This window comes from Streptomyces sp. NPDC033180, assembly GCF_055577645.1.
The window spans coordinates 50,801-77,206 of record NZ_JBVIPU010000005.1 but is presented as its reverse complement, the minus strand read 5'-3'; the positions used below and the strand labels follow the sequence as shown (position 1 = coordinate 77,206).

The window sequence follows — 26,406 nt, the reverse complement described above, 5'->3', positions numbered from 1 at the left end:
GTGGGGGATGGTGAGGGATGACGCAGACAGGGGTGCCGACAGGGACATGTCAAACAAAATGCTCGTTCTTACCCTCACCGAGACGAAAACCTGCCTTCGTCGGGACGAAAGATTGGCGGATCCATAGGAATCTCACAAGGGTCAGTACCGGACGTAACATGACCGCCAAACACCCGTCATGACACATCGGCCCCAACTGCCCCAACTAGCCTGGCCACATGACAGCACTGCCGGATTGTTTCTGCCCCACCGACGGAACCCGTGTCCCCGCAGGCACCCTCGCTTGGTGCTGCCCCGTCTGCCGCGGCCCCCTCGACCTGGACTTCTCCCCCAATCCCGCCCCGCTGAAGTCCCTGAACGGAAGGGTCAATTCACTGTGGCGGTACGCGGAGTCCCTGCCGCTGCCCGCCCCCGCGTTCTCGCTCGGCGAGGGCCGCACACCGCTCGTACCGCTGGATGGCGCGATCTCGGCCAAGCTCGACTTCCTGATGCCGACGCTCTCCTTCAAGGACCGGGGCGCGGTCATGCTCGCCGCCCTCGCGCAGCGTCTCGCCCCGGAGCGGGTGATCGCGGACAGCAGCGGCAACGCGGGCACGGCGATCGCCGCGTACTGCGCCCGGGCCGGGCTGCCCTGCACGGTGTACGTCCCCGAGGGCACGTCGCCGAAGAAGCTCGAGCAGATCGGCGCACACGGGGCGCGGCTCGAAGTCGTCCCCGGAGACCGCGAGAAGACGGCATGGACGACCCGGGCGGCAGCCGACGAACCGGGCACCTTCTACGCCTCGCACGTCCACAACCCCTACTTCCTGCAAGGCACCAAGACGTACGTCCATGAACTGTGGGAGGACCTGGGGGGCCGGCTGCCGGACGCGCTCGTCGTGCCCGTGGGCAACGGCACCCTGCTGCTCGGCGCGGCCCTCGCGGTGCGGGAACTGCACGCGGCGGGCCTGATCGCGAAGGCACCCGCGCTGTACGCCGTGCAGGCCGCCGCCGTCTCCCCGCTGGCCGAGGCATGGCACGCGGGCGCCGACGAGCCCCTGGGCTCCACTTCGGCGGCGCCCACGCTCGCGGAGGGCATCGCGATTGCGAGCCCGCCCCGCGCACGGCAGATTCTGAGGGCCGTACGCGGTCTCGGCGGTGGCTTCCTGACGGTCACGGAGGACCAGATCCGGGCCGCCCAGCTGGATCTGGCGGGACGCGGGTTGTTCGTCGAAGCGACCGGTGTCGCGTGCTGGGCGGCCGTACGCGACGGCGCGCTCGGCGAGCGGACTGCTGTGGTTCCGCTGTGCGGGGCGGGTCTGAAGTCAGGACTTGCCGCCGGATGAAATCACCCGTCCGAGCGAACTGACCGTACCCGCGGGGGAGTTGGCGGCACGCGATGAATGGTCACAGCTCAGCTCTACTCATGGCCGGAGGCCTGCCCTGAGCTGGACTGTGGTCGTACGCTTGTCGCCACCATCGATATGACGGTGCCGCACCATCGATCCACATGAGTGCTGAACTCTGACTGCTGGTGGCGATCGGGAGGTCACGGGGGTGGAAGGGCGCAGCCCTGCGAGGGTTCGCAACGAATTGGTCGCCGACATCGTCGACGTACTGCAGGACTCGGGCACGGTACGACAGGAGAACAGCGCCGACTTATGGGTGCGCATGCTGAGCGACGAGCTGGCATCCCCGGTGGAGCCCCTGCGCAACGCGGCGCTGCGGCCCTGGCTGCTGCAGCTGGTGGAGCACTGCGCGCAGGTCCCTGACGGGCTGGGCTGCCTGGTGCGCTGCCTGCAGTATCTGGAGCAGCAGTCCTCCGCCATCGCGTCACTGCTGCCTCTTGTGGACGAGTGGGAGGCCGTGGAGTTCTTCGACGGCGCCGATCTGCGTCCCTTGCAACCCATCCTGCGGGACATGCGCTCGTCGGCCGGGCTCGCCACGCTCGCCCGGCGGGCCAGCCGCTCACGCACGCAGGAACTGCCCGCGTGGTGCGACACGGGATGGGCAGTCTTTCTACGACTGGCCGGCGACAACACCGCCGCGAAGGAACTCCCCGTCAGCATGGCGTTCCTGGCCCTGGCCGCCGAACGGCTCGTGGAGGACGGACAGATGGAGGCAGCGGAGGACCTGCGTCGCTGGAACCGTCAGCAGGCCAGGACGTGGGGCCTCGAGGAGCAGATCGCCGACTGGCAGCGCGGCGACCTGGCCCGGCAGGCCCCGCCGTCCATGGTGCCCGCGTATCTGATGATCCAGTTCGAGCCCGACGGGGTGGACCCCGACCGCTATTTCCTCTCCCACTGGCGGCAGTCGGACGCCGAGGGCTGGCATCCCGTGCCGGGCGAGACCCTGCATCTGCACCGCGACGACCTGCCCGCCGAGGTCGAGGTCCTCATCGAGCAGACCGAGGAGCGGTGGGCGGACCTGAGACAGCCGGTCGTCCTGGAATTCATCCTCCCGTGGGAATTACTGGGCGAACCCGTGGAGTGGTGGCACAAGGAGTCCTCGTCCTCGTCACCCACTCCCCTGGTGATGGACTACGCGGTGCTGATCCGCAGCTTCGAGCGCCTGCGCAAGGCCGCCTGGCACCGTCCGTGGCACAAGAAGTGGCGCCAGCTCAAGGAGCAACCGGCCGACAGCCATTCGTACTTCAACCCTCCCGGCCAGTCGCACTTCCATCTGGAGCGCGAGCTGAAGGAGGACGACCACGCGGTCTGTCTGGTGCTGAGCCAGCCGCCCGGCACCGACTCACCCGCCAGCCATCAGGAGTTCATGGCGGGTCTGCGGGCGGGCGTGCCCGCGATGATCTGGCACCGCGGTGACTGCGGCGACCCGGCCTTCAAGGAGGCGGTCGCCGAGATGGTCCAGGACAGGGGCCTGGCCGGCCTGGTGACGCGCGCCGGAAATTGGCGCAAGGAAGCTCTGGCGCTGGGCCCCGAGGGCTGGGACAACCACGTGGGACGCCATCTGGCGATCCTCCTCGACGATCCGGAACGCAGACCCGGGCCGCCCGGCCCCGACCGTACGCCGGTGACGAGTTGAACGGGCCCGCCGGCCACCGCCCCGGGAACCTCCCGCACTCGGCGAAAGGGGGTGCCGCGCCGTGAACGAACCGGCCTCCGCCGCCACCCGGCCGTTACCCGCCGGGCGCACGCGCCTGCGGGCCGGGCGCACGGAGCCACGCGCCGGGGGCATCACCTTCTCCGCCGTGGGCACGAACTCCCCTGCCCCGGGCGCGACTTCTAGCACGATTTCCGTGCGCCCCGGCCCATGCCGCCGTACCCCCTTGCTTGCACTGCGGGCGCACTGTCACGCTGCGCTTGTGGATGTCACGCACGCCCGCGCACTGCGGGACTCCGCACCATTGTCCTGGCCGCCACGACGCCTTGAGGGCGCATATGCATGACGACGGAGGGCCGCGGCAGGGACCGGCAACGCGGGCACGTCGTGAGGCCGCGTCCGTTCTCGGCCGACTCGGGCATGCGAGGACCGGCCAGTCGGGCAGACGGGAGCGCTCCGAAGCGATCCTCGTCCTCGACAGCCACCTGACCATGAAGATCTGGGACCACGCTGTCGACGACCTGGTCGACGAGCTGAACCGCGAGGGGGACTTCGCGCGCGTCCGCGTGCTGAGCCTGCGCGGCACCGACGAGACCGACCCCGCCCGACTCGGCCCCGAGGAACCGCTCGGCAGCGCGGGAGACATGCGCCGCGTGATCCTCGTCCTGACCGACGGGCTCGCGGCCGGCTGGCGGTCGGGCGCGGTCATGCCCCTGCTGCGCGCCTGGGGCCGCACCTGCCCGGTCGCCGTCGTGCATGTGCTCCCCCAGCAGCTGTGGTTCCGCACGGGTCTGGACGTCTGCCGGGTGCGGCTGCGGGCCGACCACGCCTGGGCGGCCAACAGCCGGCTCGAATGGGAGCTGCGCGAGGCCCCGCTGGAGTCGCGCGACCCGGCCGAACCGGAGGTCGAGGGGGACGCCGTCCTCGTGCCGGTCCTCGCGCTGACCAACCGCTGGGCCGAGGCCTGGACCCAGCTCGTCGTGGGATCCGAGCCGCGGTGGCTCGAGATGTCCGCCATCCGGGCGCGGGAGTGGAAGCGCAGGCCCGATGCCGCGCGCGCCCTGCCCTGGACGGACGACGTCCCCGACCCGCGCAGCACGGTGCCCGCCTCGGAGCGCGTGTCGGACTATCGCGCCGGTGCGTCTCCCACCGCCTTCACGCTGGCGACACGCTTATCCGCAGCCCCCCTGAGCCTCCCCCTCATCCGCAAGGTCCTGGAGACCACGCCGGGAGCGGGCCCGGCGCACGCGTCGGAGCTGCTGATGAGCGGCCTCGTCCGGCCCAGCGGAGAACAGGGCGACGACATCACGGACGTGGCGTTCTCCTTCGCTCCCGACATCCGCGAGGAGCTGCTCGCGCTGGGCCGCCGCAGCGACACGGCACGGATCCTGCACGACGTACGCGCGTTACTGGCGGGTGACGGCACCGGCGCCCCCTCGCTGCTCCCCTCCCCCGCCGAACCGCTCGACACCCTGGCCATGCCCCGGGTGAACAGTCGCAATATCGGCTTCCTCCGCGTGGAACTCGCCGCGCTGAGAGCACTCTCCGGACGTTTCATGCAGCGCGCCGCCCTGCTGGCAGGGGTACTTGGCTGGCACGATCGTCGCTACGCAGTCAGCCTGGAGAAAAGCGGTGGAACCCCCGTCTCTCGGCCCGATCCTGAAGGAGCATCGGTGATGTCGACTACGCCCCAGCAAACGATGGAGGGGGACCGCACATCACAGCCGCGCGTCTGGGGAAACCTACCGCCTCGGAACCCCAATTTCACCGGCCGGATGGCACTCCTCGAACTCCTCGGCGACCGCCTGCGGGAAGGCACGACCACGGTCCTGCCGGAGGCCATTCACGGCATGGGCGGCGTGGGCAAGACCCAGCTGGCCATTGAATACGCATACCGCCATCAGGCCGAGTACGACATCGTCTGGTGGATTCCCTCGGAGCGGCCCGGCCAGATCGGGCAGGCGCTCGTGGAGCTGGCGGGCCGCCTGGGTCTTGAGACCAGCACCGAGGCCAATATCGCGGGCCCCGCGGTGCGCGAGGCGCTGCGCGAGGGCCGTCCTTTCTCACGCTGGCTGCTGATTTTCGACAACGCCGACAATCCGGAACAGGTTCGCCACTACTTCCCCACGGGGGGCAACGGCACGATCCTGGTCACCTCGCGCAACAGGCGGTGGGGCCTGGTCGGCGGCTCGCTCGAGGTGGATGTCTTCACCCGTGAGGAGAGCAAGGAGCTCCTGCGCCACTCCGGGCCGCCCCTCCAGGACGACGAGGCCGACCGGCTTGCCGAGGCGCTCGGAGACCTGCCGCTCGCCCTGGAGCAGGCCGCCGCCTGGCGTGCGGAGACGGGCATGCCGGCATCCGAGTACCTCCGGCTCTTCGAGGACAAGCGCACAGAACTCCTCGAAGTGGCCCCGCCGCCGGACTACCAACTGCCGGTGGCTGCCGCCTGGAACGTCTCCCTGGACCATCTGGAGAACCGCAGCCCGTCAGCCCTGCGGCTGCTGCAGCTCTGCTCGTACTTCGCTCCCGACCCGATTTCGCGGTCCATCTTCTCGGGCCTGGGAAACAGCAGCATCTTCCCCGAGCTCGACGCGACACTGAACGACCCCATGCGGCTCGCGCGCGCCATAAGGGAGGTGAACCGCTACTCCCTCGCACGCATCGACCACCGTACGAACTCCATCGAGATGCACCGCCTTGTTCAGCTCGTCCTGAACAACCGCATGACCCCTGAGGAGCAGACCCGCATGCGCCATGGCGCCCACACTCTGCTCGCCGCAGCCGACCCGAAATCGCCCAACAACGCGGCCAGTTGGCAGCGCTACGCCGAGCTGTACGGTCACGTCATCGCCTCCGACGCCATCAAGTCGGACCAGCCCTGGGTGCGTCAGCTTGTCATGAACATCGCCAAGTACCTCTACTACTGGGGCGATCACGAGGTCTCGCTCGACTTCTCCGAGCAGGCCTGGGACACCTGGCTGACGATCTTCGGCGAGGAGGACCAGCAGACCGTCCTCATGGGCCAGTGGCTGTGCATCATGTACCGCGTCGTCGGCCGCTACGACGACGCTGCCGCCCTGGTGGACCAGCTCAAGGGCATCTACGAACGCACCGCCCCCACCGACCGCGAGGACACCAGGGAAGACGCCCTGGACGCGATCCAGCTCGAAGCGGCCGTACGCCGCGTCGAAGGACACTTCGCCCTCGGCGCCGCGCTGGACGAGACCGCCTTCGAGCGGGCCCGCAGGGCGTTCGGCGAGGACGACCCCACGACGATGAACATCGCCCACAACCTCGGCGTCAGCCTGCGCCTGACCGGCGAGTTCCGCCGCGCACTCGAACTCGACCGCCACACACTGGGGTTGAAGATGCGGCTGTTCGGCCGGGACGACCAGCGAACCCTGGTCACGGAGAACTCCGTGGCCATCGACGTGCGCGAGACCGGGGACTACGTCGGCGCCCGCGCACTCCAGGAAGCCGTGCTCGGCGCCTTCCGTGACGTCTTCGGCCGCGCCAACCCCTCCACGGTCGGCGTGATGCGCCAGCTCAGCGAGTCGTACCGCAAGGAGGGCGACCACGTACGCTCCCTGGAACTGGCCACCGACGCCTACGCCCAGTTCACCCGGCGCTACGGCGACACCCACCCCCAGACGCTCTCCACCGCGCTGACCCTGTCGGTGGCACTGCGCCAGAACGGCGACCTGCAGGCGGCACGCACCCGCGGCATCAAGGCCTGCCAGGGCTACCGCAGCATCTTCGACCCGCACCACCCGCACGTCCTTTCGGCCGACATCAACCTCGCGGTCACGTTGCGCCTCCTTGCCCAGCCCGACGAGGCACGCAGACTGAACGAGGCGTCCCTCACCTCGCTCGCCGAACGGCTCGGCCCCGGCCACCCGATCTCCCTCGCCTGTGCGATCAACCTGGCGAGTGACCTGGCCGCGCTCTCCCACCACCAGGACGCGCGCAGGCGTGGTGAGACGACGCTCGCGCTCTGCCAGTCGACGTTCGGCCCCGACCACCCCACCACCCTGGCCTGCGCGAGCAACCTCGCGATGGACCTCATCGTGGTCGGGGAGGAAGCGGCGGGCAACGCGCTGCGGGCCGACACCCTGGAGCGCATGGAGCGCGTGCTCGACGCACCCCGGATCCGCGACGAGGCCGGTCCGCACCCCGCGACCCTCCAGGCCAAGGAAGGCCAGCGGGCCAACTGCGACATCGACCCGGTGTCGCTGTAACGCGACGAGGCGGGGCCGGCTGCGGGGTTCGTGCCCCGGCCGGCCTCCTCTAGCCTCCTGCCGTACCGCCCCGGCCCAGCCACTCGGCGAGCCGTACGGGGTCCGCGCCATGGCCCGTCCCGGCCCGCAGCGCGTCCTGCACGGCGCGGGCCCGCTCCGGGTACCGGCGCAGAAGCCGGGCGGCGGCGCTCCCGCCCTCGTCGTCCGCAGCGCCGCCGAGCGCCCGCCCCAGGCCCGCCCAGGCGGCCACCGGTGCGCCCCGACCGGACAGCTGAGCGGCGTAGGCGTCCTCGGCTCCGGCGCGGTCGCCGCAGGCCAGCAGGACATCGGCCGCGTCGACGCCCTTGACGCCTTCCGCCGTGGCAGCCGTCTGCCGCCAGGTTCCGTCGGGCTCGCTGATGCGGTAGCGGGCCAGAATGGCCGCCACGTCCAAGTGCCGGCCTTCCGGATCCGGGACGAGCTCGGGCTCGGCCGCCAGGGACGCCGGCGGACGGCTCTCCCCCCGCTGCCAGGCTCGTACCGCCTCCTGGACGGCCGCGGCGGGTGGCCGCAGATGTTGGGCACGCCAGCGGGCCCGGTGGTCTGCCGCGGCTTCCCGGGCCAGCTCCAGCTCGCGGTCCGGTACCTCGTCGGCCATCCACTTCGCGCATCTCTCACGCAGCGCTTCGATGACCTGTCGGCCCAGAGGCGTCAACTGCCCATGGCCCGCCACCAGATTCAGCGTGGACCAGACCTGGGCACGCCACAGCGCGAACTCGAAGTGGGCCAGCGGGGCGTACGCGGCGTCGGCGGCCTGCCGGTGGACGCGCCAGAAGCGGGCGACCCCCGCGAAGGCGTAGATACCCTGCATCAGGCCGCCCAAGGGCCGCGGGTCGTCGCGCCAGGGAGCGTAGAAGAGCTCTTCCGGCTGCTCCGGGCCCGGGTCCGGGTCCGGGCCCTGTGCCCGACGGGTCAGCGGTCCCAGATGCATGAGTCCGCCGAGCTTGGTGTGCTGGAACTCGTGCACCAGCGTGGCCGCGAGCTGTGCCGCATCGTCCGGGTGGGAGGCCGTGACGCTGCCGAACGCGTCACCCGCCGTCCCGCTGTACGGCCGGAACCGCTCCCTGGCCGACACAGGCGCCACCGACATCAGCCCGGGGCGCATCGCGTCGGCGCTCTCCGCGTCGTCGCGCAGCAGGACCTCCCACGCGGCGGCCAGCATTTTGCGCCAGCTCACGTCCTCCGAAGCCGACATGAGAGTCGGCTCGCTCGGGCGGGGGAACGTGCGGTAGGGATCCAGCTCCTCCAGGACAAGCCGTTTGACGCGGTCTTCGGACCCGACGGCCACGCGGCGCACCGCATGCCAGCCCGGACCGCTCTCCCGCCAGTCGCAGGGCACGGCCACTTCGCCGCTCTCGCCGACGACCCGTAACGACCCGCCCTCAGCGACGACATGTGCCGTGCTCCACGGTTCGGCCACCGGAAGAACCGCGCATCCCAGCGTCGGCAGCGGCACGACGCCGCGGCGCACCGGAACGGTCATCGAGACGTCAAGACCGGCTCGGGCGCCGGCCGCCGCGGCCAGCGCCGACAGATGTCCGGTCACCACCCACAAAGGCGCGTCCTCGTACGACGTCCCCCTGAGCCGGCGCAGCGCGAGCGAGAGCCACATGCCGGTGTGCGGGCACATCAGCACGTCCTCGAACACCTCGGGCGCCTGTCTCTGAACCCGCTCGAGGAGCTCCCAGGCCGGCCCGGGTGACAGCGCCTCCTCGAAGCCGAGCGGCAGACCGCTCCGGGACAGCCCGTCGTCCAGGGCACGCAGCATCAGCAGCCGCCGACTGCGCTCCGCGGCGAGCAGCTCGTCCACCACTTCCCTGCCGCCCTCGCCGCGCGCCAGGGCGCGGACGCCGGCCGCCGAGAGTTGGTGGAACGACAGGGCCGCGGATATCGCGGACTTACCCGCCATGGGCCCTCCACCGCACCGTACCGATCTCCTCAGTCGATGCGGTCCGGGGGGTTGTACGACACGGCGATGGCCTGGGGGCCGTCAATGTGCCGCAGGAGCTGTTCCAGCGACACGGCGATGGCCGTACCGTCCATGGAGAGCAGCGCTTCAAGAGAAACCCCCGAGAGATCTACGAGATCGGACTCGACGGCAGGCATCGATTGCTCCACGGCTGCCAAGTCCCCTCCCGCGATTCCGTGCATGCGCCATCCCTTTCCCCCTCATGATGACCCAGCACGGCACGCTGCGAAACCCCGCATCCGAGCCGTGCCCGACATCAAGTCAGCTGTACCGCTTGGCCAGTTGGGCGGCCTCGCGGTCAATGCGGGCCACTTGCGTCGACTGCCCCTCAAGGAGCCGGACCGTCTCCAGGAGCTGATCGAGCGTGCCCCGGTAGTGCAGACAGGTGTGCACGATGCCGTAGATGTCCATCCTGAGTCTGGAGTCCCTCGGCCGGTTCGCGGCGATCTCCGCGTCGATGCTGGCGAGCACCAGGCCCAAGCCCGAGGCGTCCTTCAGGGCAGGGACCTCCACCAACGCGTCGACGAGCCCCATGAGTTCACGTAACGGCAGGTCAGAGGGGAGATCGGCCAGACTTGCGGGCGCCGCGGGCCCCTCCGGATCCGCCACGGAACCGAGCCCTCCGGGCCGCGGGAGACCCGCGGCCTCATGCAGGTGTTCCACCTCGGCCGATGACAGTGCGCCGTACCAGTGCGCCACCCTGCCGGCCGCGAGCCGCCCCAGGCCGTCCGAGCGGTGGTGGGCACTGATCACACCGATGACGGCACCGCCGGACCAGACCACCGCACCCGACATTCCCTCCCACGGCGAGCGCTCCGGTTCGGGGTCCGCGCGCGGCGCGAGAACGGCCAGTTCGAGTGTGCCCTCACGGCGGTTGGACAGGACGGAAACGGTCCCCGAGACATGGCAGGAGTCCCGGTACTGACTGGGGGCGCCGTCGTCGAGGAGGCGCATGCTGTCGTCCCGCAGCTTGAAACGGGGAAAGCCCATCGCGCTGACGGGCAGCACCACGTCGGATTCGGGCACGGCGCCGTAGCGGGGACTCCCGACAGCCGCGCCTCCGGGTAACGCGGTCATGATCTCCAGGAGCGCCATGTCCGCGGCCTCGGCGAGCAGCACGACGCGTGCGTCGGCGCTCCACTCCCCCGGCAGATCGGCGTCGAAGCGCACTCGCACCGACGTCACGGGGCCCGTGACCACATGTGCGGCCGTCAGGACGGACCTGTCCCCCACGCGGTAGCCGGACCCGCGCCGTCCGGGCTCTTTGCCCGGCGTCTCCACCAGTATCTCGGCGACCCGCGCCGCTTCAAGACCCTCTGACGCCGACATGGTGTCCGGGCTCAGCGCTCGCGTGCGGTCCGGTCACCGCGGACCCAGGGCCGCTGATCGGAGCCGCGGACGCGGGGTTCCAGGCTGAGACAGACACGGTGGGTGGTGCTGTTCGCCTGCTGGCCGGAGGCACCTGCCTCGACGACCCAGAAGCGGATCCTGCCGTCAGCGCCGGCGGACCGCTGTACGGCGAACTCCGCCTCCAGCTGTACGGCACCCAGCTCGAAGCGCAGTTCCTCATCCTCGGCCGCGGCCATGGCGGCGGCGAGTTCTCCACGTAACTGCGCGATCATTTCGGCGAGTTCAATCACGCCGGGCCTCTACCCCCGGCGTGTCGCCTCCACACGGCGGAGGCGACACGGGGGAGAGCCGAAGGGGCCGGCCGGCACGACGACGGCCGGCCCCTGAGGGCTTGGTCAGCCGTTGCCGGAGCCGTTCCCGGACAGGACCGGGATGTCGTTCAGGATGTGCGAGATCGGCTCGTCGCCCTTGGCCTGCGTCGAGTTCTCGGTGCACTGCTGGTTCTGCGGCGCCGACAGGATCGGGATGTCCTGGACACCGACGTTGACGAGCGCGACCAGCGAGGTGATGTTCGCCTTGACCGGCACGGCGACACAGGGCTTGTTCAGCGTGCCCTGGACGAGCGTCAGCTGGGGGCTCTGGTTGCCCTTCGTCGCCGAGTTGCCGAACGCCGTCTCGGCGCCGTTGCCGCTGAGCGACGTGGTGCCGCGGTCGTCACCGATCGCCAGGGCCTGGGGGGCCATCCCTGCCGAGATTCCGGCGACGGAGGCGGCAATGGCCGCGGATGCCCACAGCTTGTTCATTTTGATTCCCTTCAAGAGCGGGCTCCCTTGGCAGAGCCGCGTGATGATCAACTGCCTGACACGGCAATGGTTTCGACCTTCGACCCGGTTGGCCCAGTAATCAGACGGCCGTCAACGGCATTCCAGGGTGTCACCACGGACGGTCGCGGGGCTCCCGAACCGGGGCGGATCGCTCAGCCTGGCCTGCGAGTTGGGCGTCGTCAGAGGCTGATCCTGCTGGAGGGCCGTGAAGACCTTGGCGGCCTTGGCCCTGTCCCACTGCAGCGAGCCGTTCAGCTTCTCGCTGAAGCCGCTGACCGGCACCGTGGTGAACTCCATGGACGACGCCGGGAGTCCGCCCAACCGCGTGGCGAGCTTCAGGATCTGCTCGGCGCTGAACCCCCGGTCGACCCGTGCCGAGCCGACAAGCAACCGGCCGAGCCGTGCTGCCCTGACCGGGTCGGCCAGGACGTTCTCGGTACGTACGCCGCGCAGCGCGGCGACGAGGAAGCGCTGCTGGCGCTGGATCCGCCCGAAGTCGGCGCTCGCGTCCACGTGGCGGGAGCGGACGTACTGCAGGGACCGGCCGCCGTTGAGCAGATGGCTGCCGGGCGCGAGGTCGAGCTTCGTCGTCTTGTCCTTGAGCGCGCGGGTCGTGCAGACCCGCACCCCGCCGACCGTCTCGACGCTGTCCATGAAGCGCCGGAAGTCGAGTTGCAGATACCGGTCGACACGGACGCCGGTCATGCCCTCGACCGTCCGCACCGACAGCGCGGGACCGCCTTCCGCGTAGGCGCCGTTGATCTTCCCCGGGTGTGCCGGGCGTTCCCGTCCCGTGGCCTTGTCGCGGTGCGCCGGAATGTCGGCGTAGGAGTCCCGGGGCAGGCTCACGACGCTGACGCGGTCCTGTGCCTCGGAGACATGGACCAGCATGAGCGTGTCCGTGCAGTCGCAGGCGACTCCGCCCGCGTAGAACTCCCGTTTCTCCTTGCGCGTGATGGTGTCGCGGCCGTCCGTGCCCATCAGGAGGATATTCGTACCGCGTCCCTCGTTCGGTCGATTCTCCATGTCGCCGAAGACATCGACGCGTTGGGCAGGGAGCGGCAGCGCCGTGGCGTTTCCCGTTCCGACTGCGGCGGCGATCAGAAGAACCCCCGGAATGGCGATACGCAAACTCCGCGCGCGCCGGGATCCGGCCGGTGGGTTGAGGTGAGTACGCAAGCTGGACTCCGCTGCGGGGGAACCGGGACGAAGAAACGGTAAACCGCTCGACGCCACTGTTGAACGCGGTAGTTCATGGCGCGCACGAACAACAACTCGTTCGCCCTAAGCCGTTCGGTTTCCCCGGATTCCATATCTGGAACAGATGGGTCGACACACGCCCGTCGATGGCGAGGGAACATGGCTGACTTCAAGCGTCAATGGAAGCGGCAGGGCCTCATCCCGCTGAGCAGAGATTCTCCGGAACGCCGCGTCGATGACCCCATCTTCACGTCGCTGCAGGATTCCTGGGCAAGGCAGGGAAGAACCGTTCCGGGCCGTCTCGACCAGGAATGGCGAGCCCTCATGTCGCACGATCCCTGGCCGCGTGGCTGACGGCGCGAAGGGTGCGGAACACGGCAGCGGGCCGCCGGTGAACGGCGGCCCGCTGTGCGATGCGTGGGGGTATCAGTGGTTGGCCTTACCGTTCCCGGAGAGGACCGGGATGTCGGAGAGGATGTGCGACAGCGGCTCGTCGCCCTTGGCCTGCGTCGAGTTCTCGGTGCACTGCTGGTTCTGCGGCGCCGACAGGATCGGGATGTCCTGGACACCGACGTTCACGAGTCCGACGAGCGAGGTGAGGTTCGCCTTGACCGGGAGACCGATGCAGGGCTTGTTCAGCGAACCCTGGATCAGTGCCATCTGCGGGCTCATGTTGCCGTACGTGGCGGAGTTGCCGTAGGCCTGCTTGGCACCGTTGCCGCTGAGCGACGTGGTGCCGTGGTCGTCACCGATCGCCATGGCCGACGGAGCTGCGGCGGCCGACATGCCGACGACGGAGACGGCAACCGCGGCTGCAGCCATACCCTTCTTGATCACAAGTAATTCCCTTCTGGAGAAACCCCGTTCGCCGGAGCGCTCTGATTAACTCCACGCCCTGCGCATAGTTGCTCCGATTCACTCTGATGGCCCAATGCGAGGCCGACACCGACCCCAACCGAGTGAAGCCCCGAAACTCAAACTCACGCCGACCGGTTGGTCAGCTCGCAGTGACTCGAGCTTCTGCCAGAAAAGGAACACACAAAATGATGAAGAAGGCTATGGCCACGGCGGCAGTTGCCGTTTCCGTCGTCGGTATGTCCGCTGCCGCGGCCCCGTCGGCGCTGGCCATCGGTGACGACCACGGCACCACCTCCCTCAGCGGCAACGGTGCCCAGCAGGCGTACGGCAACTCCGCGACGCACGGCGACATGAGCCCCCAGCTCTCCCTCGTCCAGGGTTCGCTGAACAAGCCCTGTGTCGGCCTGCCGGTCAAGGCGAACCTCACCTCACTCGTCGGACTCGTGAACGTCGGTGTCCAGGACATCCCGATCCTGTCGGCGCCGCAGAACCAGCAGTGCACCGAGAACTCGACGCAGGCCAAGGGCGACGAGCCGCTGTCGCACATCCTGAACGACATCCCGGTCCTCTCCGGGAACGGTGAGCGCAACGGCTGATCTGCCGGCGTGAGAAGCGCTCGGGCTGCCTGCCCGCCGCAAGGCGTGGCCGGCAGCCCGGGCTTCTTCATTTTTGAATGCGGTAATTCGGGTGAATTTCCCGATCGGTCGAAACCGGCGGTTTCTTCCGGACCGTCAACTCGTTTGCCAACTGCGGGTCATGGTGCGAGACGTACATGAAGAGCTCGCTCGGTTTCGACTGCCAGATCGGCATGACCACAGAGAAGGGAACTTCTGTGAAGCACAAGAAGAGCGCAACGATCATCGCTGGTGTCGTGATGGCCATGAGCATGGCGGCCCCCGCGTTCGCCGACTCCGGCGCCGAGGCCGCGGCCGTCGGGTCCCCGGGCGTTCTCTCCGGCAACATCGTCCAGGTCCCGCTGCACGTTCCGCTCAACGTGTGCGGCAACACCGTCGACGTGATCGCCCTGCTGAACCCGACGTTCGGCAACACCTGCGCCAACGTCTGAGGTAGCACCCAGCCACAGGCTGCTTTTCATGGCCGGCCTTGGAGCGTCGCTACGCCTCCAAGGCCGGCTTTCCACTGCTCAGAGAAAGACAACTAGATGCGACAGGTCATTGGTAAAGGGATGCTCGCGACCGCGGCCGCGAGCAGCATCCTCTCCCTGTCCGGCTCGACCGCGTTCGCCGCGGGCGGGGACGCCGTGGCGGCGAATTCGCCCGGAATCTTGTCGGGGAACAGCGTGCAGGCCCCCGTGGAGGTGCCGGTGAACGCCTGCGGCAACAGCGCGAACGTGGTCGGCGTGGGCAATCCCGCCATGGGCAACAACTGCGCGAACGCCGGGGGTTCCCACAAGGAGCACGCCGGTGCTCCGCGGCACGCGGCGACGCAGCACGCGGCGACCCCGCAGCGAGCGTCCACCCGTACGGACGACGGGCCGGGTTACGGCCACACCCCGGACAGGGACACCCACTCGGACACATACCCGGGCACGCACGCGGGCAGCCAGTCACTGGCGCGGAGCGAGGCAAGCAACTCGCCCGGCATCCTGTCGGGCAACAACGCACAGGCGCCCGCGGACGTCCCGGTCAAGGCCTGCGGCAACACCGTGGACGTGATCGGTCTGCTCAACCCGGCCGCCGGCAACGGCTGCGCCACCGGAGCGTCCGCGCCGACGCCCCCGCGGCACGAGACGCCTCACTCGCCCGAGACGCCTCCCTCACACGAGATGCCTCCCCGGGCGGCCGAGACGCCGACCGACCGCGCCATCCCGCCGGTGAAGGCCGGTCAGCCACCGCAGTACGTCGCGTCCTCGACCGCTCGGCAGCTGCCGTCGGCCGCCCACGAGGCGCAGCACGCGTCCACTCGGCTCGCTGAGACCGGGAGCGACCAGGACCTCCTGGCCGCCGCGGCGGCCAGCGCCGCTCTGCTGGTCGGCGGGGGGATCCTGTACCGCCGCGGGCGCGCTGCATCCGGCCGCTAGGACGCCCGGACAAGCCACTGGCGGGGAAGAGACACCCGAGGGTCTCTTCCCCGCCAGAAGGGGAGGGGGGCCGGCCCGCGAAGGGGGGTGTTGCCGACCTACGGCGAAGACGCCGACGGCTGGCGGAGGGCAACCAGGCCCGTCCCATGACGACAGAGTCCACCACTTGATCGCCGCAGACGAAGAACCGATTCACCCGTTCGCCGATGGCATCACCTGATCGAGTTCCCGGGATGCGGGAGAGCCGCTCGGCGCTTGACGGCCGCGGGGGTGTCCCGGCCCCCGCCGGAGGCTGCGCCGAACGCCCCGTACCAGCCGGCCCGCCGTGAAGGAGGCGCCGTGCACGAAGCGCATGGCCGGGCCGAAGCTGGACGCCGTCACCAGGCCCGCGAGGAACAGACCGGGGTACGAGGACTCGAACTCGGCGGAGGCGCAGGGCTCCCCTGCGGCGTTCACCGCCAGGCTGCCGCGCAGGTCCGGGGCCAGCAGGCCAAGGCGCGCGCTTGTGGCCCTGAAGCCGGTGGCCGCGATGACGTGGTCGGTCTCGAAGTCCGGGCCGCCGCACGCGTTGCCCACGGTCGCGAGCCGCACGCGACCCGCCGCTGCCGACGCCGTGACGACCTCGTGGTCGAGCAGCACCTCGACGCGTGACTCGACCCGCTCACGCACCCACCAGGCCCCCGCCGGCCCGAGCGCCGCCGCAAGGACTCGGGCGCGCGTGGCCTCGGGCAGCCGCCGGAAGCCGCCCGGCACCTCGGCGTAGAACCAGTTGCGCCATCCGCAGCCGAGGCCGCTGTGCGGAGCGCGGGTGGACTCCCACCACGGACGCTTCCACGCCGGGGGCACGCTGTTCCAGCTCAGCCGCCGCGACCGGGCCAGGACCCGGACGCGCGTTCCCTGTTCGGCGAGGAGCGCCGCGGTCTCCAGGGCGGCCTGGCCGCCGCCGATCACGGTGACGTCCCGGCCGCGGAAGCGGTTCAGGTCACGGTGGTGGCTGCTGTGCGAGACGTGCTCCGTGCCGAGCCCGTGCAGCACCGGGGGGATTTCGACGAAGGGGATCACACCGACGGCCAGGGCCACCGTGCGGGCGCGGACGGTCCGACCGTCATCGGTGACCACCTCGAAGCCCCCGGAGCAGGCCCCGACCGACGCCACCATGCGTTGGTCGACGTCCGGTACGGCGTGCCGTGCGAACCACAGGCCGTACGAGGCGAACGTCTCCACGGAGATCGGTTCGCCGTGCCGGGCTCGCGTCCCGTTGCGCTCGCAGTACGCGGCGAGGCTGTAGCGGCGGCGCGGGTCGGAGAGGTTCGACGCCCAGGGCTCCGACTTCAGGAACATCCCCCGCGGCATGTGGTCGCGCCAGGACGCCATGGGCCGGCCGAGGACGCGTACGTCGAGTCCGGCGTCGGCGGCGTGTGACGCGATGGAGAGCCCGTAGGGGCCGGCTCCGACAACCAACAGGTCATGCATCGGCGACTGCTCGTTCTCTCGTCATCGGTACGGGCGTCGTCGGCGCGGCGGGGCGTACCGTCCGCCGCAGTCGACCGACCAGCCGCCGCGTCACGTGGCGGCACCACAGCACCCACATGGCACGCGCGGGAGCCATGTCGTCCTGGGCGTGCCAGGCCAGTTCGCGGCGGTGCGGCGCGGTGGCGGCGGGCCCGGCCGTGATCAGGACGCGCACGGCGGCCAGCGGTGAGTAGTTCTCCACGACGAAGGAGCGGCCCGGGAGTACGGCGGCGGCCGGCAGCGGCCGGTGTGTCATGTCCAGGTGCTGGGCGCGCACCACGTCCAGGTCGGCCCCGTCGGCGAAAAGGCGGAACTGGGCGCCGGGCCGCGGGTTGAAGTCGAGCAGGCAGTGCTCGCCCGTCGCGGCGTCCACCCGGAAGTCGAGGTCGAAGATCCCCCGGTAGCCGAGGGTGGCGACCAGTCTGTCCACGCCGGCCCGCAGGCCGGGGTCGGGTGTCCACTCGCCCACCGCCGTCAGGCCCGCCCCGCGGGGCCAGGCGCGGTGCTTGCGCCCGGTGCCGCCGCCGCGCACGGCCCCCTTCCGGTCGACGTATCCGTGGACGAACCAGTCGCGGCCGGAGCCGCCCGGCAGGAACGCCTGCAGCAGGAGGCGGCTGCCCGCCTCCTCGCTCCGCCGGTAGAGCTCCTGGACCTGACGCGCCGACCGCACCAGAACCGTGCTACGCAGGCCCGTGGCGCCGGGGACCAGCCACGGGCGGCTCCATTTCGCTACCACGGGGAGCCCCAACTGCCGCACGGCGGCTGCCGCTTGGGCCGCGGACTCCGGCAGGAGCGTCACCGGGTGCGGGATGCCGGCCGAGGCGCACAGCTGGGCCAGCGTCGCCTTGTCGGCCACCCGTTCCGCGAGTCCGCTCGGCTGGTCCGGCAGGAGATAGATGTCGGCCAGCTCTTTGTGCAGGCGCCCGATCGCGAGGGCGCCCGCGTCGTCCATCGGAATGAGCACGGCGGGCCTTGCCACCCGGTGGGAGATGCGGCGCAACACGACGGCGACCTCCTGGAGTGAGGCGCCCGGCAGTGGCGGAGGATGCGTCTGGTGCAGATATCGGGATTCGCGCACCGGGCTCCCCACGGAATCCGAGGCCGCTACGTGTACCTCCACTCCCGCACGGCCCAAAGACCGAACAGCTCCGAGCGTGCCGTGATGAAAGGGGTTCCGGTCGATCCGCAGCAGAACCGCGGGGACCCGGGTGTCGAGAGTTAGCACGGCCGAATCCTCTCAATTCGATCCCCCATGCGGGCGATGGGCACGCCCAAAGGATTAGGGGCTCGATTGGCGCAATAGAAATACATATGACTGAGTGTCAGTGGACGAAGGAGCAGCATGAGGAGCGGCCATGGCCTTGCAGAGACGCCGGACCACCCGTAAACGGCCGGCATTCGTTGCCACCGGAATCGTCGTATCAGCAGCGCTCGCCGTCGGACCTGGCTACGCGTGGGGAGCCGGACAGGACCCCGGTCCGACCCCCACGTCCCCCACGTCCCCCACGTCCCCCACATCACCGACGTCCCCGATCAACGCCCCCGCGTTCGGGGCCTACCTCACCTACGGGCCCCAGGGCGTGGAGCGCATGACCGAGCTCAGCACATGGCTGGGCGGCGCCGAGCTGCGCGTGGGGCACACCTACCTGCCGGGCGATCGGTGGAGCAATATCGAGGGGGCCCCGAACTTCCTCGAGAGCTGGGCCCAGTGGCGGCGCGAGAAGGACGACCGGCTCTTCGTGCTCAACGTCCCCATGATGGAGCGCAACGAGGAACACGTCGGCGACTGGGAGGTCCGTTCGCTGCTCCGCCGGGGCGCCGCCGGGGAATTCGACCAGCATTACCGCGCCCTCGCCGAGCGGCTCGTGAAGCTCGACGTTCCGGACACCGTGGTGGTGCTCGGCTGGGAAATGAACGGCACCACGTACACCCATCGATGCGGCCCCGACCCGGAGTCCTGGAAGAAGTACTGGAAACGCATCGTCACGACAATGCGTTCGGTGCCGGGCCAGAAGTTCAAGTTCGACTTCACGCCGAACAGGGGCCGGGACGCCATTCCCTGGACGCAGTGCTATCCGGGTGACGACGTCGTGGACATCGTCGGCATGGACTCGTACGACCAGCCATCGGGAACCGATTTCGCCGAGCAGGTCAGCGAGCCGTACGGCCTGCGACAGCACGTGGAATTCGCTGAGGCCCACGGCAAGGAGATCTCCTACCCGGAGTGGGGCCTTTTCCGTAACGGCGACAACGAGGAGTACATGCGGAAAATGCTCGCCTGGATGGACGAGCACAAGCCGCTGTACAACACCGTCACCGACTACTGCCCGCACGGCGTGTGGCAGTGCGACGACAATCCCAAGTCGTCCAAGGCCTACCGGGCGCTGCTCTTCGGCCGCAAGGACACCGAGCCGACCCCCGAGCCGACGAAGCCCACGACACCGCCGAACTGTTCCCCGCTGAACCTGGGCGACTGGGTCGAGCACTGGCTCGGCGGCAAGCTGTGCATGCGCCTCGACTGGTACAAGCGGTCGTAGGCGGGCTCCGGGCAGGACTGGTCAGGAACTGATCAGGACCGTTCCTGGCGTTCTCGTCAGGAACAGTCCCGGCGCTCCCGGCGTTCCCGGCGTTCGCGGCGTTCGCGCAGGAACTCCTTGCCCCGGCTGCGGGCCGCCGCCTCCCACGCGGCGGCCCGCAGCACGGGGACGGTGCGCCTTCGGGCGAGCAGCAGCCGGTGGTTGGTGGCTTCGTCGGGGCGCCAGTGGTGCTTGTACGGTTCGTTGCCGCGCAGGAGGCTGAGGACTCGGCGCCGGTCGCCCTCGGCGTGCTCCGCACAGGAGTTCAGGAGCATCGTCGCCACGTCCACCTTCCGCTCCCGCAGCCGCGGATGCGCCCCGTACAGATACCCGCCGACCAGATGGGGCGAGAGCAGGGTCAGATCGGCGGCCACCACGGCGTCGTCGAGCCGGAACTCGGTGACCACCGCGTCGCCCTGACTGACCATGAGCCCGACCGACCTGATCAGGTGCTCGGAGAACCGCGGCTGGAGGTGTTCGGGCGTCACCTTGCGCCCCTGCCACTGCAGTTGGTGCAGGTGCAGCAGGGTGCGTACCGAGGCGTCCACCTCGTCGTGCCGTACGACCCGCCGCTCGACGCCGAGCGCGTCCAGCTTCCGGATCTTGGCGCGCGCCCGCTGTGCTCGGGGCGCGGGCAGCCGCCCGAGCAGCTCCTCCATCGACGCCGCGGGCAGCTCCAGGCAGACCGAGTCCGCCAGCCGGAGCCGGGGCCCGCGCCAGCGTTCGTAGATACGCTCCACCGCGGCTCCCGACCGGACCTCGCGGAAGTCGATCAGGGCGCCGCGGGCCAGCTCCGACAGGCCGTCGGCCAGCGCGTCCGCTGCCTCGTCGGCGAACGCGTCGTCGAGCAGCACGTCGGCGAAGTCGGAGATCGCGCCGCCCAGCGGCACGAGCACCGGGAGCGGGACGTACGCGCGCATCAGCGGCGCGGCGGCGACGAGTTCACCGTGCCTGCGCACGAGGACCACGCGGAGCCGTCCGCGCGTGCCGTAGGAGAGCCACCACGAGTGCAGCCACGCGTGGCTCTGGAACGGCGTCGCCGTCCGGCACCGTCGGTGGAGCCGGGCCCACGCCGTTGCGAGCCCCCCGAACTCCGCCTCCTCCGTGCAGAGTTCGACGGTCAGGGCGTTGTCGGCCACCCCCCCCTCACCTGTCCCGGTTGAGATCGGCGGACTGGGCGGGGCCGGGCACCGCGGCCGACGGCGTGTCCTCGCCGCGACGGGGGCGCACCAGGAGGGCGAGCCCGCCCAGCAGACCTCCGGCGCAGGCGCCCACCAGGGCGGTCATGGGCGCCGTCGCCGACGCGGGGGCCTCGGGCTTCACCGCCCGGGAGAGCTGCAGGAGGCGTACCTGCGTGCTGTCCTTGGTGTGGTTCGCGTTGTTGGTCAGCGAGCGGGACACCGCGTTGGCGATGTCGGCCGCCTTGCCGGGCTTGGCCGCGGTCGCCGAGATGGAGATCATCGGGGCGTCGGGCGATGTGGCCGCCCGCACGCTCTCGCGCAGCGTCCGGGGCGAGACGCCCGACTCCACCTGCGCGTCGCCGAGCACCGCGAGCTGTGTGGCGACCCGGCCGTACGCCGTGGCGAAGCCCAGCGCGGCGGTGGGGTCGGAGCCCTTCTGCGGGACGGCGATCACATAGCTGGTCGCGGTGTACTCGGGTGTCTTGACCGCGCCGTACAGACCGCCGGTGAGGGCGCCGAGCGCGGCGCCGGCGGGCAGGAGCCACCACGCGGGCAGTCGCTTCACACGGGCCAGCATCGGGGCCGCGTCGGCCGGGCGGAACCGCCTGCTGAGGGTATCGGTCATCAGGAACTCACTCTCGGGGTCGAGCCGGAGGCAGCTGCCTCGTATACGTGCATCAGCTGTGCTGCGCTGCGGGTGATGCTGTAGTGGCGCGCGGCCTCCTGGGGGAGGCGCGGCCGTGACCCCGCCGACCGGACCCGCAACAGCGCCCGCGCGAAGGAATCCGGATCGCCCGCGACGCGCTCGGCGCCGGCGGCCGCACCCGGCGGAAGGTCCTCGACGGCGGGGCACCGGACGTAGAGCACCGGCAGCCCGGCGGCGAGACCCTCCACGACGGCAAGGCCGAAGGCCTCCTCGGGCGACGGCGACGCGAGGACGTCCATCGCGGCCAGGAGCGCGGGCAGGTCGCTCGCCCCGGTGGACAGATGAGGCCGCTCCCCCGCGAACACCACCCGTTCCGCCACGCCCAGTTGGGCCGCCGCAGCGCGCAGCCTGTCCTCGTCGGGTCCGCCGCCGACCAGTAGTACGCGTACGTCCTTGGGCAGCGCGGCCAGGGCGTGCAGCAGGACATCGAAGCGCTTGCCGGGGGCGAGGCGGCCGACCCCGCCCACCACGAACGCCTCGTCGGGGAGCCCCAGTTGACGGCGTGCCGCGATCCGGGCCCGGGGGTCGAAGCGGAACCGCTCGACGTCGATGCCGTTCGGCACGACGTGGATGCGCTGCCGGGGCACCCCCCACCGGCTGAGCCGCTCGGCGACGGACGGGGAGACCGCCACCGTGGCCCGCCCCAGCCGCTCGCCCGTCAGATACAGCGCGCGGACGCCCGCGGTCAGCGGCCTCCCCTCCATCTGCGAATCGCCGAGGGAGTGTTCGGTGGCCACGACGGCGCGCGTCCCGGCCAGGCGGGCGGCGATGCGCCCGTAGAGGCAGGCGCGGTACAGGTGGGTGTGCACGAGGTCGTAGCCGCCACCCCGGATCACCCTCGCGAGGCGGGGCACCGCGCCCAGGTCACGGTTGCCGGACATGCCCAGGTGGATGACGCGCACCCCGTCGGCGCTCAGTCCGTCGGCGACCGGCCCCGGATTGGTGAGGGTCACGACGTCACAGGCGGCGGGCAAGTGGCGCAGGAGCAGGCGCAGTTGCTGCTCGGCGCCGCCGACTCCCAGGCCGGTGATGATGTGCAGGGCTCTCATTCGCCCACCGCCGGTTCGCGGACCGTACGGCGGCGCAGCCGGTTGAGCCGCAGCTTCAGCTGGAGCCGCAGGGCGGTGTCCTCCTGCCCGATGTGGACGCGCGGCAGGGCGTGCACTCCGGTCAGGGGCCCCGGGGAGATCGCACACGCGTAGCGGTAGCCGGCCGCTCGTACGGTCTCGACGACGCGCTGGTCGATGGTGCCGTACGGATAGCAGAAGCCCTCGACCTCGCGGCCGATGAGGTCGGACAGGGCGACCCGGCTGCCGCTGGTCTCCTGCCAGAGCAGCCGGTCGTCCGCCCGGGTGAGGTCGACGTGTGTCAGGCCGTGCGAGGCGACCTCCATCCCCTCGGCGGCTGCCCGGCGGATGCCCTCGGCGCCGAGGAGCGGTTTGCGCGGGCCCAGCGGATCCCACGCGTTGTCGCCCGCGAGGCGGCCGGGGAGCACGAAGACGGTGGCGTCGAAGTCGTAGCGGTGCAGGAGGGGCAGGGCGTGGGTGACGAAGTCGGTGTAACCGTCGTCGAAGGTGAGGCCGACCAGGTCACGTCCCTCGCCGCGGGCGCGCGCCGTGAGGAGCCGCGACATGCTCACCCCGCGCAGGCCCTGCCGCCGCAGCCAGCGCAGCTGGGCCGCGAGGCGTTCGGGCGAGACGGTGATCTTGTAGGGGTCGTCCGCGCAGTTGTCCACGGAGTGGTACATCGCCACCCACGTCGGCGCTTCGGGCAGCCAGTGCCGCATGCGCCGGGAACGGGGGGTCTCACCGAGTGCTGTGTCAACGGACATGCGTGAGCTTTCGTGTGGCGGATGTGACGGAGCGGATGACGGGCTCGAAGCCCTGCGCCTTCAGGGCCCAGAGCACCAGGACGAAGACGGCGAGGACGGTCGAGGAACCGGCGGCGAAGGCGGGCAACGGCGAGTCGACGCGGCTCGCGAGGGCCCAGCCGGCCCCGGTGGCGCACACCGTCGCGGCCACCGGCTTGAGCAGTTCGCCCACCACCTTGCGGACCCGGATCGGCACGTTGCGCGGGCCCATCCCGCACAGCAGCACGCAGGCCGTGACGCTGATCCCCACCGCGTTGGCGAGCGCGATGCCGCGTACGCCCCACAGGTCCACCGTCCAGCTGCCGATCCCCGCGGTCGCGGTGATCCCGACCGCCATCGCGCCCAGCGGGTACCAGGTGGCACGCCCGCCGGAGAAGTAGGAGCGGGTGAGCGCCCCGACCAGCGTGTGTCCCAGGAGCCCCAGGGCGTACACGCGCATCACGGCCGCCGTTGCGACGGTGTCTTCCGCGGTGAACGCACCCCGCTGGAACAGGAGTTGGATGAGCTGCGGCGCGCAGGCGATGACCGCGGCGGTGCCGAGAAGCACCACACAGCCGGCCAGGCCGAGGTCCCGCTCGACGCGCGACCTGGCGCGTTTGACGTCGCCGTCTGCCAGGGCCCGCGCGACGACGGGGAGCGTGACCGTGCACAGCATCAGGGAGAGGATCATCGGCACCTGCGCCACTTTCTGCGCGTAGTTGAGGTGCGAGATGGCTCCCGAGGGCAGCGAGGAGGCAAGGAAGCGCTCGATGAGCACCTGCGACTGCCGGCACAGCGCGAACAGCAGCACGGTGGCGATGAGGGTGCTGCCCATCAGCGCGGGGGCCGAGGGACCCGCCGGGCTCGCGTCGGGCGCGTCCGCCGTGTCCCGGGTGAGCTGCCGCCAGAGCGAGGGGGCCTGGACGAGCACCATGAGTACGCCGCCGACCGCGACGCCAAGCGCTGCCGCCCGGACCCCGTAGCGGGGGGCGAGGAAGAAGACGGCGGTGATGATGCCGACGTTGTAGAAGACGTAGATGCCCGCGGGGGCCACGAACCTGCGGTGGGCGCGCAGGGCCGCGCTGCAGTAGCCGGCGAGGCCGAACGTGAAGACGCAGGTGGCGGTGAGGAGCGTGCAGTCCACGGCGAGCCCCGGGTCGGGCAGGCCCGGCGCGAGGAACTCCACCAAGGCCGGCGCACCGGCCATCAGGATCAGCGCGACGGCCCCGGAGGCCAGCATCAGCCGGGGCAGCGACGCGGCCACCAGGGCGCGGACCGGGTCGCGGCGCGCGCCCTGGCCGCGGCGGGCGAGCGCCATGCTGAAGGCGGGTACGAGGGCGAACGCGAGGCCGTCCTCGATGAGCAGGGTGGTGGCCACCTCGGGGACGGTCCACGCGACGAGAAAGGCGTCGGTCTCGGAGCCCGCCCCGAAGAAGTGGGCAAGCGCCTGGTCGCGCACGAGCCCGAGCACCGATCCGGCCACCGTGAGGACCGCGGTGACCAGGGCGGCCTTGGCGAGAAAGCCGTTGGAGGGGTCGGCGCCCTCGGCGGGCCCGGCCTCGGTGGCCGGAGCGGGCACCTTGCCGCCGGGTGCCGCGTCCACGGAGTGCGTCGTCGAGGTCATCGCGGGACCTCCCCCGGCCTCGGGGCGCACAGGGCGCGGCCGGACAGCGCCCACCAGGCCACGAGCCCGAGAACCACGGCCGTGAGCACCGTCGAGGGCCCGCCGATGTCGGCGTACGAGAAGTCCACCAGCTGCCACAGGAGCAGGCCGCACGCGACGAGCGCGCAGTCCGCGCCGGGGCCCCCGCGCACCCGGGTGAGCCGCCGCAGGCCGAGCAGCAGGAAGGCCGCCCAGCTGCCCACCAGCGTGCACAGGCCGAGCAGCCCCTGCTCGCCGAGGACGAGCAGATACATGTTGTGCGGGGAGAGCAGCGGCTGGCGGCTGAACTTCGCGCCCGCGCCCGCGGTGTCACTGGCCGAGGAGAGGGCGAGCGAGGCGTGGCTGTCGCGGTGGTCGGGGAAGGCCTTGAGCCCCACGCCCGTCACCGGCTCGCCACGCCACATGTCCGCCGCCGCGGCCCACATGGTGTACCGGTCGGTGACCGACTGGTCGGGGGCGTCGGTCACCTGCGTGATGCTGGTGACGCGCTCCTGCAGCAGCTGCGTGCCGATGCCGAACCCGCCCACGAGGACCACGGCGGCGGCCGCCACCGCCGCGAGGGCCCGCAGCGCGTTCCGTACCCCCGCGAGGCCCAGCTGCGCGCCGCACGCCACGACGGTGGCGATCCAGGCGCCGCGGCTGAAGGAGAGCGCTAGCGGAACGACCAGGAGCAGCGCGCACACCAGCGCCACCTGACGCTGGCTCAGCCGAACCCGACGCTGCGCCGGTCCCGTCTGTCGCTGCCCCGGGGATGCCGGGCCGAGCGCGAGGGCGACCGCGCAGACCAGGCCGTACGACACCACGGTCGACATTCCCATGACGTCCGTCGGGCCGAAGGTCCCCACGGCCCGTACGTCCGAACCCATGTAGCTGGCGCCCGTCCCCGTGACGTACTGGTAGACGCCGACCGAGCCCTGGAAGAGGGCGAGGGCGATGAGGGACCAGGCCACCAGGCGGAAATCACGGCGGTCACGGACGAGCATGAGGACCGCGGCCGGTACGAGGACGAAGATCTGGAGGTAGCGCACCAGGCCGGTCGTCCCGGCGGACACGGTGCTCGCGCCGACCGCCGCGACGGCGATGCCGAGCACCGGCATACCGAGCACGACGGCGGCGGTCCGCGTCAGCGGCCGACGTGCCGCGCGCACGGTGCGGGCCACGCACCAGAGCACGACCAGGGCGGAGACGGCGTCGGCGACGGTGCCGCCTCCGGAACCGCCGTCGCCCGGCGCCGCGGGCAGCGCGAGCAGGGCGACCAGGGCCACGACGGGCAGCACAGGTCCGGCGCTTCGGAGTGCCGACGACAGTGCCGCGGCCGGTGACCCGGCCGGGAAGATCGTGATCGGGGCGGCGTTCAA

22 protein-coding genes are annotated in these 26,406 nt (G+C 70.9%); 7 read left to right on the top strand and 15 right to left on the bottom strand.

The window, feature by feature from the left end; translation table 11 throughout:
• Nucleotides 1-218: 218 nt before the first annotated feature.
• From ACZ5WE_RS16865 to fxsT, 3 genes are all read left to right on the top strand, one after another.
• Entirely contained in the window at nt 219-1,325 is a 1,107-nt protein-coding gene (locus ACZ5WE_RS16865; RefSeq protein WP_467688688.1) for a threonine synthase, read from the top strand.
• Between the two features lie 247 nt (nt 1,326-1,572).
• A complete protein-coding gene (locus ACZ5WE_RS16860) occupies nt 1,573-3,024 on the top strand; it encodes a VMAP-C domain-containing protein (protein ID WP_467688686.1) in 1,452 nt (483 codons plus the stop codon).
• 356 nt (nt 3,025-3,380) lie between these two features.
• On the top strand, nt 3,381-7,280 hold the full coding sequence (gene fxsT / locus ACZ5WE_RS16855) for an FxSxx-COOH system tetratricopeptide repeat protein (RefSeq protein WP_467688684.1): 3,900 nt from the start codon (nt 3,381-3,383) through the stop codon (nt 7,278-7,280).
• 49 nt (nt 7,281-7,329) lie between these two features.
• Here the strand turns inward: fxsT and ACZ5WE_RS16850 are convergent, their stop codons facing one another.
• The 7 genes from ACZ5WE_RS16850 to ACZ5WE_RS16820 form a co-directional block, all read right to left on the bottom strand.
• Nucleotides 7,330-9,228, bottom strand: coding sequence for an HEXXH motif domain-containing protein (locus tag ACZ5WE_RS16850; protein ID WP_467688682.1), 1,899 nt, complete (start codon nt 9,226-9,228; stop codon nt 7,330-7,332).
• Between the two features lie 29 nt (nt 9,229-9,257).
• Nucleotides 9,258-9,425, bottom strand: coding sequence for a hypothetical protein (locus tag ACZ5WE_RS16845; protein ID WP_160507013.1), 168 nt, complete (start codon nt 9,423-9,425; stop codon nt 9,258-9,260).
• A gap of 124 nt (nt 9,426-9,549) precedes the next feature.
• Nucleotides 9,550-10,617, bottom strand: a complete 1,068-nt coding sequence (locus ACZ5WE_RS16840; protein ID WP_467688681.1) for an effector-associated domain 2-containing protein — start codon at nt 10,615-10,617, stop codon at nt 9,550-9,552.
• Between the two features lie 11 nt (nt 10,618-10,628).
• Complete coding sequence (locus ACZ5WE_RS16835; protein ID WP_467688679.1) at nt 10,629-10,928, bottom strand: trypco2 family protein; 300 nt, start codon at nt 10,926-10,928, stop codon at nt 10,629-10,631.
• Nucleotides 10,929-11,033: 105 nt separating this feature from the next.
• Nucleotides 11,034-11,441: a rodlin gene (locus tag ACZ5WE_RS16830; protein WP_467688678.1), complete on the bottom strand. Its 408-nt coding sequence runs from the start codon at nt 11,439-11,441 to the stop codon at nt 11,034-11,036.
• Between the two features lie 111 nt (nt 11,442-11,552).
• Nucleotides 11,553-12,488 carry an LCP family protein gene (locus ACZ5WE_RS16825; protein ID WP_467688676.1) on the bottom strand — a complete coding sequence of 312 codons (936 nt, stop codon included), beginning with the start codon at nt 12,486-12,488 and terminating at the stop codon, nt 11,553-11,555.
• A gap of 600 nt (nt 12,489-13,088) precedes the next feature.
• The gene (locus ACZ5WE_RS16820) at nt 13,089-13,499 is read right to left on the bottom strand and encodes a rodlin (RefSeq protein ID WP_467688674.1); all 411 of its coding nucleotides are present in this window, start codon (nt 13,497-13,499) and stop codon (nt 13,089-13,091) included.
• Between the two features lie 206 nt (nt 13,500-13,705).
• On the opposite strand from ACZ5WE_RS16820, the gene ACZ5WE_RS16815 reads away from it, so the two are divergent.
• From ACZ5WE_RS16815 to ACZ5WE_RS16805, 3 genes are all read left to right on the top strand, one after another.
• Entirely contained in the window at nt 13,706-14,116 is a 411-nt protein-coding gene (locus ACZ5WE_RS16815; RefSeq protein ID WP_467688672.1) for a rodlin, read from the top strand.
• 212 nt (nt 14,117-14,328) lie between these two features.
• On the top strand, nt 14,329-14,586 hold the full coding sequence (locus ACZ5WE_RS16810; protein WP_467689191.1) for a chaplin: 258 nt from the start codon (nt 14,329-14,331) through the stop codon (nt 14,584-14,586).
• Between the two features lie 96 nt (nt 14,587-14,682).
• On the top strand, nt 14,683-15,561 hold the full coding sequence (locus ACZ5WE_RS16805) for a chaplin (RefSeq protein ID WP_467688670.1): 879 nt from the start codon (nt 14,683-14,685) through the stop codon (nt 15,559-15,561).
• A gap of 192 nt (nt 15,562-15,753) precedes the next feature.
• Here ACZ5WE_RS16805 and ACZ5WE_RS16800 read toward each other — a convergent pair whose 3' ends face one another.
• Entirely contained in the window at nt 15,754-17,034 is a 1,281-nt protein-coding gene (locus ACZ5WE_RS16800) for an NAD(P)-binding domain-containing protein (protein WP_467688668.1), read from the bottom strand.
• Nucleotides 17,027-18,298 carry a carboxylate--amine ligase gene (locus tag ACZ5WE_RS16795; RefSeq protein ID WP_467688666.1) on the bottom strand — a complete coding sequence of 424 codons (1,272 nt, stop codon included), beginning with the start codon at nt 18,296-18,298 and terminating at the stop codon, nt 17,027-17,029. Before ACZ5WE_RS16795 ends, ACZ5WE_RS16800 begins: the two co-directional genes overlap by 8 nt.
• Nucleotides 18,299-18,428: 130 nt before the next feature.
• Here ACZ5WE_RS16795 and ACZ5WE_RS16790 point away from each other — a divergent pair, with 130 nt between their 5' ends.
• Nucleotides 18,429-19,610 carry a glycoside hydrolase family 26 protein gene (locus tag ACZ5WE_RS16790; RefSeq protein WP_467688664.1) on the top strand — a complete coding sequence of 394 codons (1,182 nt, stop codon included), beginning with the start codon at nt 18,429-18,431 and terminating at the stop codon, nt 19,608-19,610.
• A 56-nt stretch (nt 19,611-19,666) separates the two neighbouring features.
• Here the strand turns inward: ACZ5WE_RS16790 and ACZ5WE_RS16785 are convergent, their stop codons facing one another.
• The 6 genes from ACZ5WE_RS16785 to ACZ5WE_RS16760 are packed head-to-tail and all read right to left on the bottom strand — an operon-like array spanning nt 19,667 to nt 26,391.
• Nucleotides 19,667-20,788, bottom strand: coding sequence for a GNAT family N-acetyltransferase (locus ACZ5WE_RS16785; RefSeq protein WP_467688663.1), 1,122 nt, complete (start codon nt 20,786-20,788; stop codon nt 19,667-19,669).
• A gap of 7 nt (nt 20,789-20,795) precedes the next feature.
• The gene (locus ACZ5WE_RS16780; protein ID WP_467688661.1) at nt 20,796-21,455 is read right to left on the bottom strand and encodes a YveK family protein; all 660 of its coding nucleotides are present in this window, start codon (nt 21,453-21,455) and stop codon (nt 20,796-20,798) included.
• Nucleotides 21,455-22,585 (bottom strand): glycosyltransferase, encoded by a 1,131-nt coding sequence (locus ACZ5WE_RS16775; RefSeq protein WP_467688660.1) that lies wholly within the window; start codon nt 22,583-22,585, stop codon nt 21,455-21,457. Before ACZ5WE_RS16775 ends, ACZ5WE_RS16780 begins: the two co-directional genes overlap by 1 nt.
• A complete protein-coding gene (locus ACZ5WE_RS16770; protein ID WP_467688658.1) occupies nt 22,582-23,367 on the bottom strand; it encodes a polysaccharide deacetylase family protein in 786 nt (261 codons plus the stop codon). The genes ACZ5WE_RS16775 and ACZ5WE_RS16770 overlap by 4 nt, the downstream gene beginning before the upstream one ends.
• Nucleotides 23,357-25,009: a murein biosynthesis integral membrane protein MurJ gene (gene murJ, locus ACZ5WE_RS16765; RefSeq protein WP_467688656.1), complete on the bottom strand. Its 1,653-nt coding sequence runs from the start codon at nt 25,007-25,009 to the stop codon at nt 23,357-23,359. The genes ACZ5WE_RS16770 and murJ overlap by 11 nt, the downstream gene beginning before the upstream one ends.
• Entirely contained in the window at nt 25,006-26,391 is a 1,386-nt protein-coding gene (locus tag ACZ5WE_RS16760; RefSeq protein ID WP_467689189.1) for an O-antigen ligase family protein, read from the bottom strand. The genes murJ and ACZ5WE_RS16760 overlap by 4 nt, the downstream gene beginning before the upstream one ends.
• Nucleotides 26,392-26,406: the final 15 nt, after the last annotated feature.

What these genes read in the sequence shown, in the direction of transcription:
- ACZ5WE_RS16780 (WP_467688661.1), bottom strand. Translation starts at nt 21,455, where the DNA reads ATGACCGATACCCTCAGCAGGCGGTTCCGCCCGGCCGACGCGGCCCCG.
- ACZ5WE_RS16815 (WP_467688672.1), top strand. Translation starts at nt 13,706, where the DNA reads ATGATGAAGAAGGCTATGGCCACGGCGGCAGTTGCCGTTTCCGTCGTC.
- ACZ5WE_RS16800 (WP_467688668.1), bottom strand. Translation starts at nt 17,034, where the DNA reads ATGCATGACCTGTTGGTTGTCGGAGCCGGCCCCTACGGGCTCTCCATC.
- ACZ5WE_RS16850 (WP_467688682.1), bottom strand. Translation starts at nt 9,228, where the DNA reads ATGGCGGGTAAGTCCGCGATATCCGCGGCCCTGTCGTTCCACCAACTC.
- murJ (WP_467688656.1), bottom strand. Translation starts at nt 25,009, where the DNA reads ATGACCTCGACGACGCACTCCGTGGACGCGGCACCCGGCGGCAAGGTG.
- ACZ5WE_RS16770 (WP_467688658.1), bottom strand. Translation starts at nt 23,367, where the DNA reads ATGTCCGTTGACACAGCACTCGGTGAGACCCCCCGTTCCCGGCGCATG.
- ACZ5WE_RS16775 (WP_467688660.1), bottom strand. Translation starts at nt 22,585, where the DNA reads ATGAGAGCCCTGCACATCATCACCGGCCTGGGAGTCGGCGGCGCCGAG.
- ACZ5WE_RS16865 (WP_467688688.1), top strand. Translation starts at nt 219, where the DNA reads ATGACAGCACTGCCGGATTGTTTCTGCCCCACCGACGGAACCCGTGTC.
- ACZ5WE_RS16790 (WP_467688664.1), top strand. Translation starts at nt 18,429, where the DNA reads ATGGCCTTGCAGAGACGCCGGACCACCCGTAAACGGCCGGCATTCGTT.
- ACZ5WE_RS16845 (WP_160507013.1), bottom strand. Translation starts at nt 9,425, where the DNA reads ATGCCTGCCGTCGAGTCCGATCTCGTAGATCTCTCGGGGGTTTCTCTT.
- ACZ5WE_RS16840 (WP_467688681.1), bottom strand. Translation starts at nt 10,617, where the DNA reads ATGTCGGCGTCAGAGGGTCTTGAAGCGGCGCGGGTCGCCGAGATACTG.
- fxsT (WP_467688684.1), top strand. Translation starts at nt 3,381, where the DNA reads ATGCATGACGACGGAGGGCCGCGGCAGGGACCGGCAACGCGGGCACGT.
- ACZ5WE_RS16830 (WP_467688678.1), bottom strand. Translation starts at nt 11,441, where the DNA reads ATGAACAAGCTGTGGGCATCCGCGGCCATTGCCGCCTCCGTCGCCGGA.
- ACZ5WE_RS16825 (WP_467688676.1), bottom strand. Translation starts at nt 12,488, where the DNA reads ATGGAGAATCGACCGAACGAGGGACGCGGTACGAATATCCTCCTGATG.
- ACZ5WE_RS16810 (WP_467689191.1), top strand. Translation starts at nt 14,329, where the DNA reads ATGACCACAGAGAAGGGAACTTCTGTGAAGCACAAGAAGAGCGCAACG.
- ACZ5WE_RS16805 (WP_467688670.1), top strand. Translation starts at nt 14,683, where the DNA reads ATGCGACAGGTCATTGGTAAAGGGATGCTCGCGACCGCGGCCGCGAGC.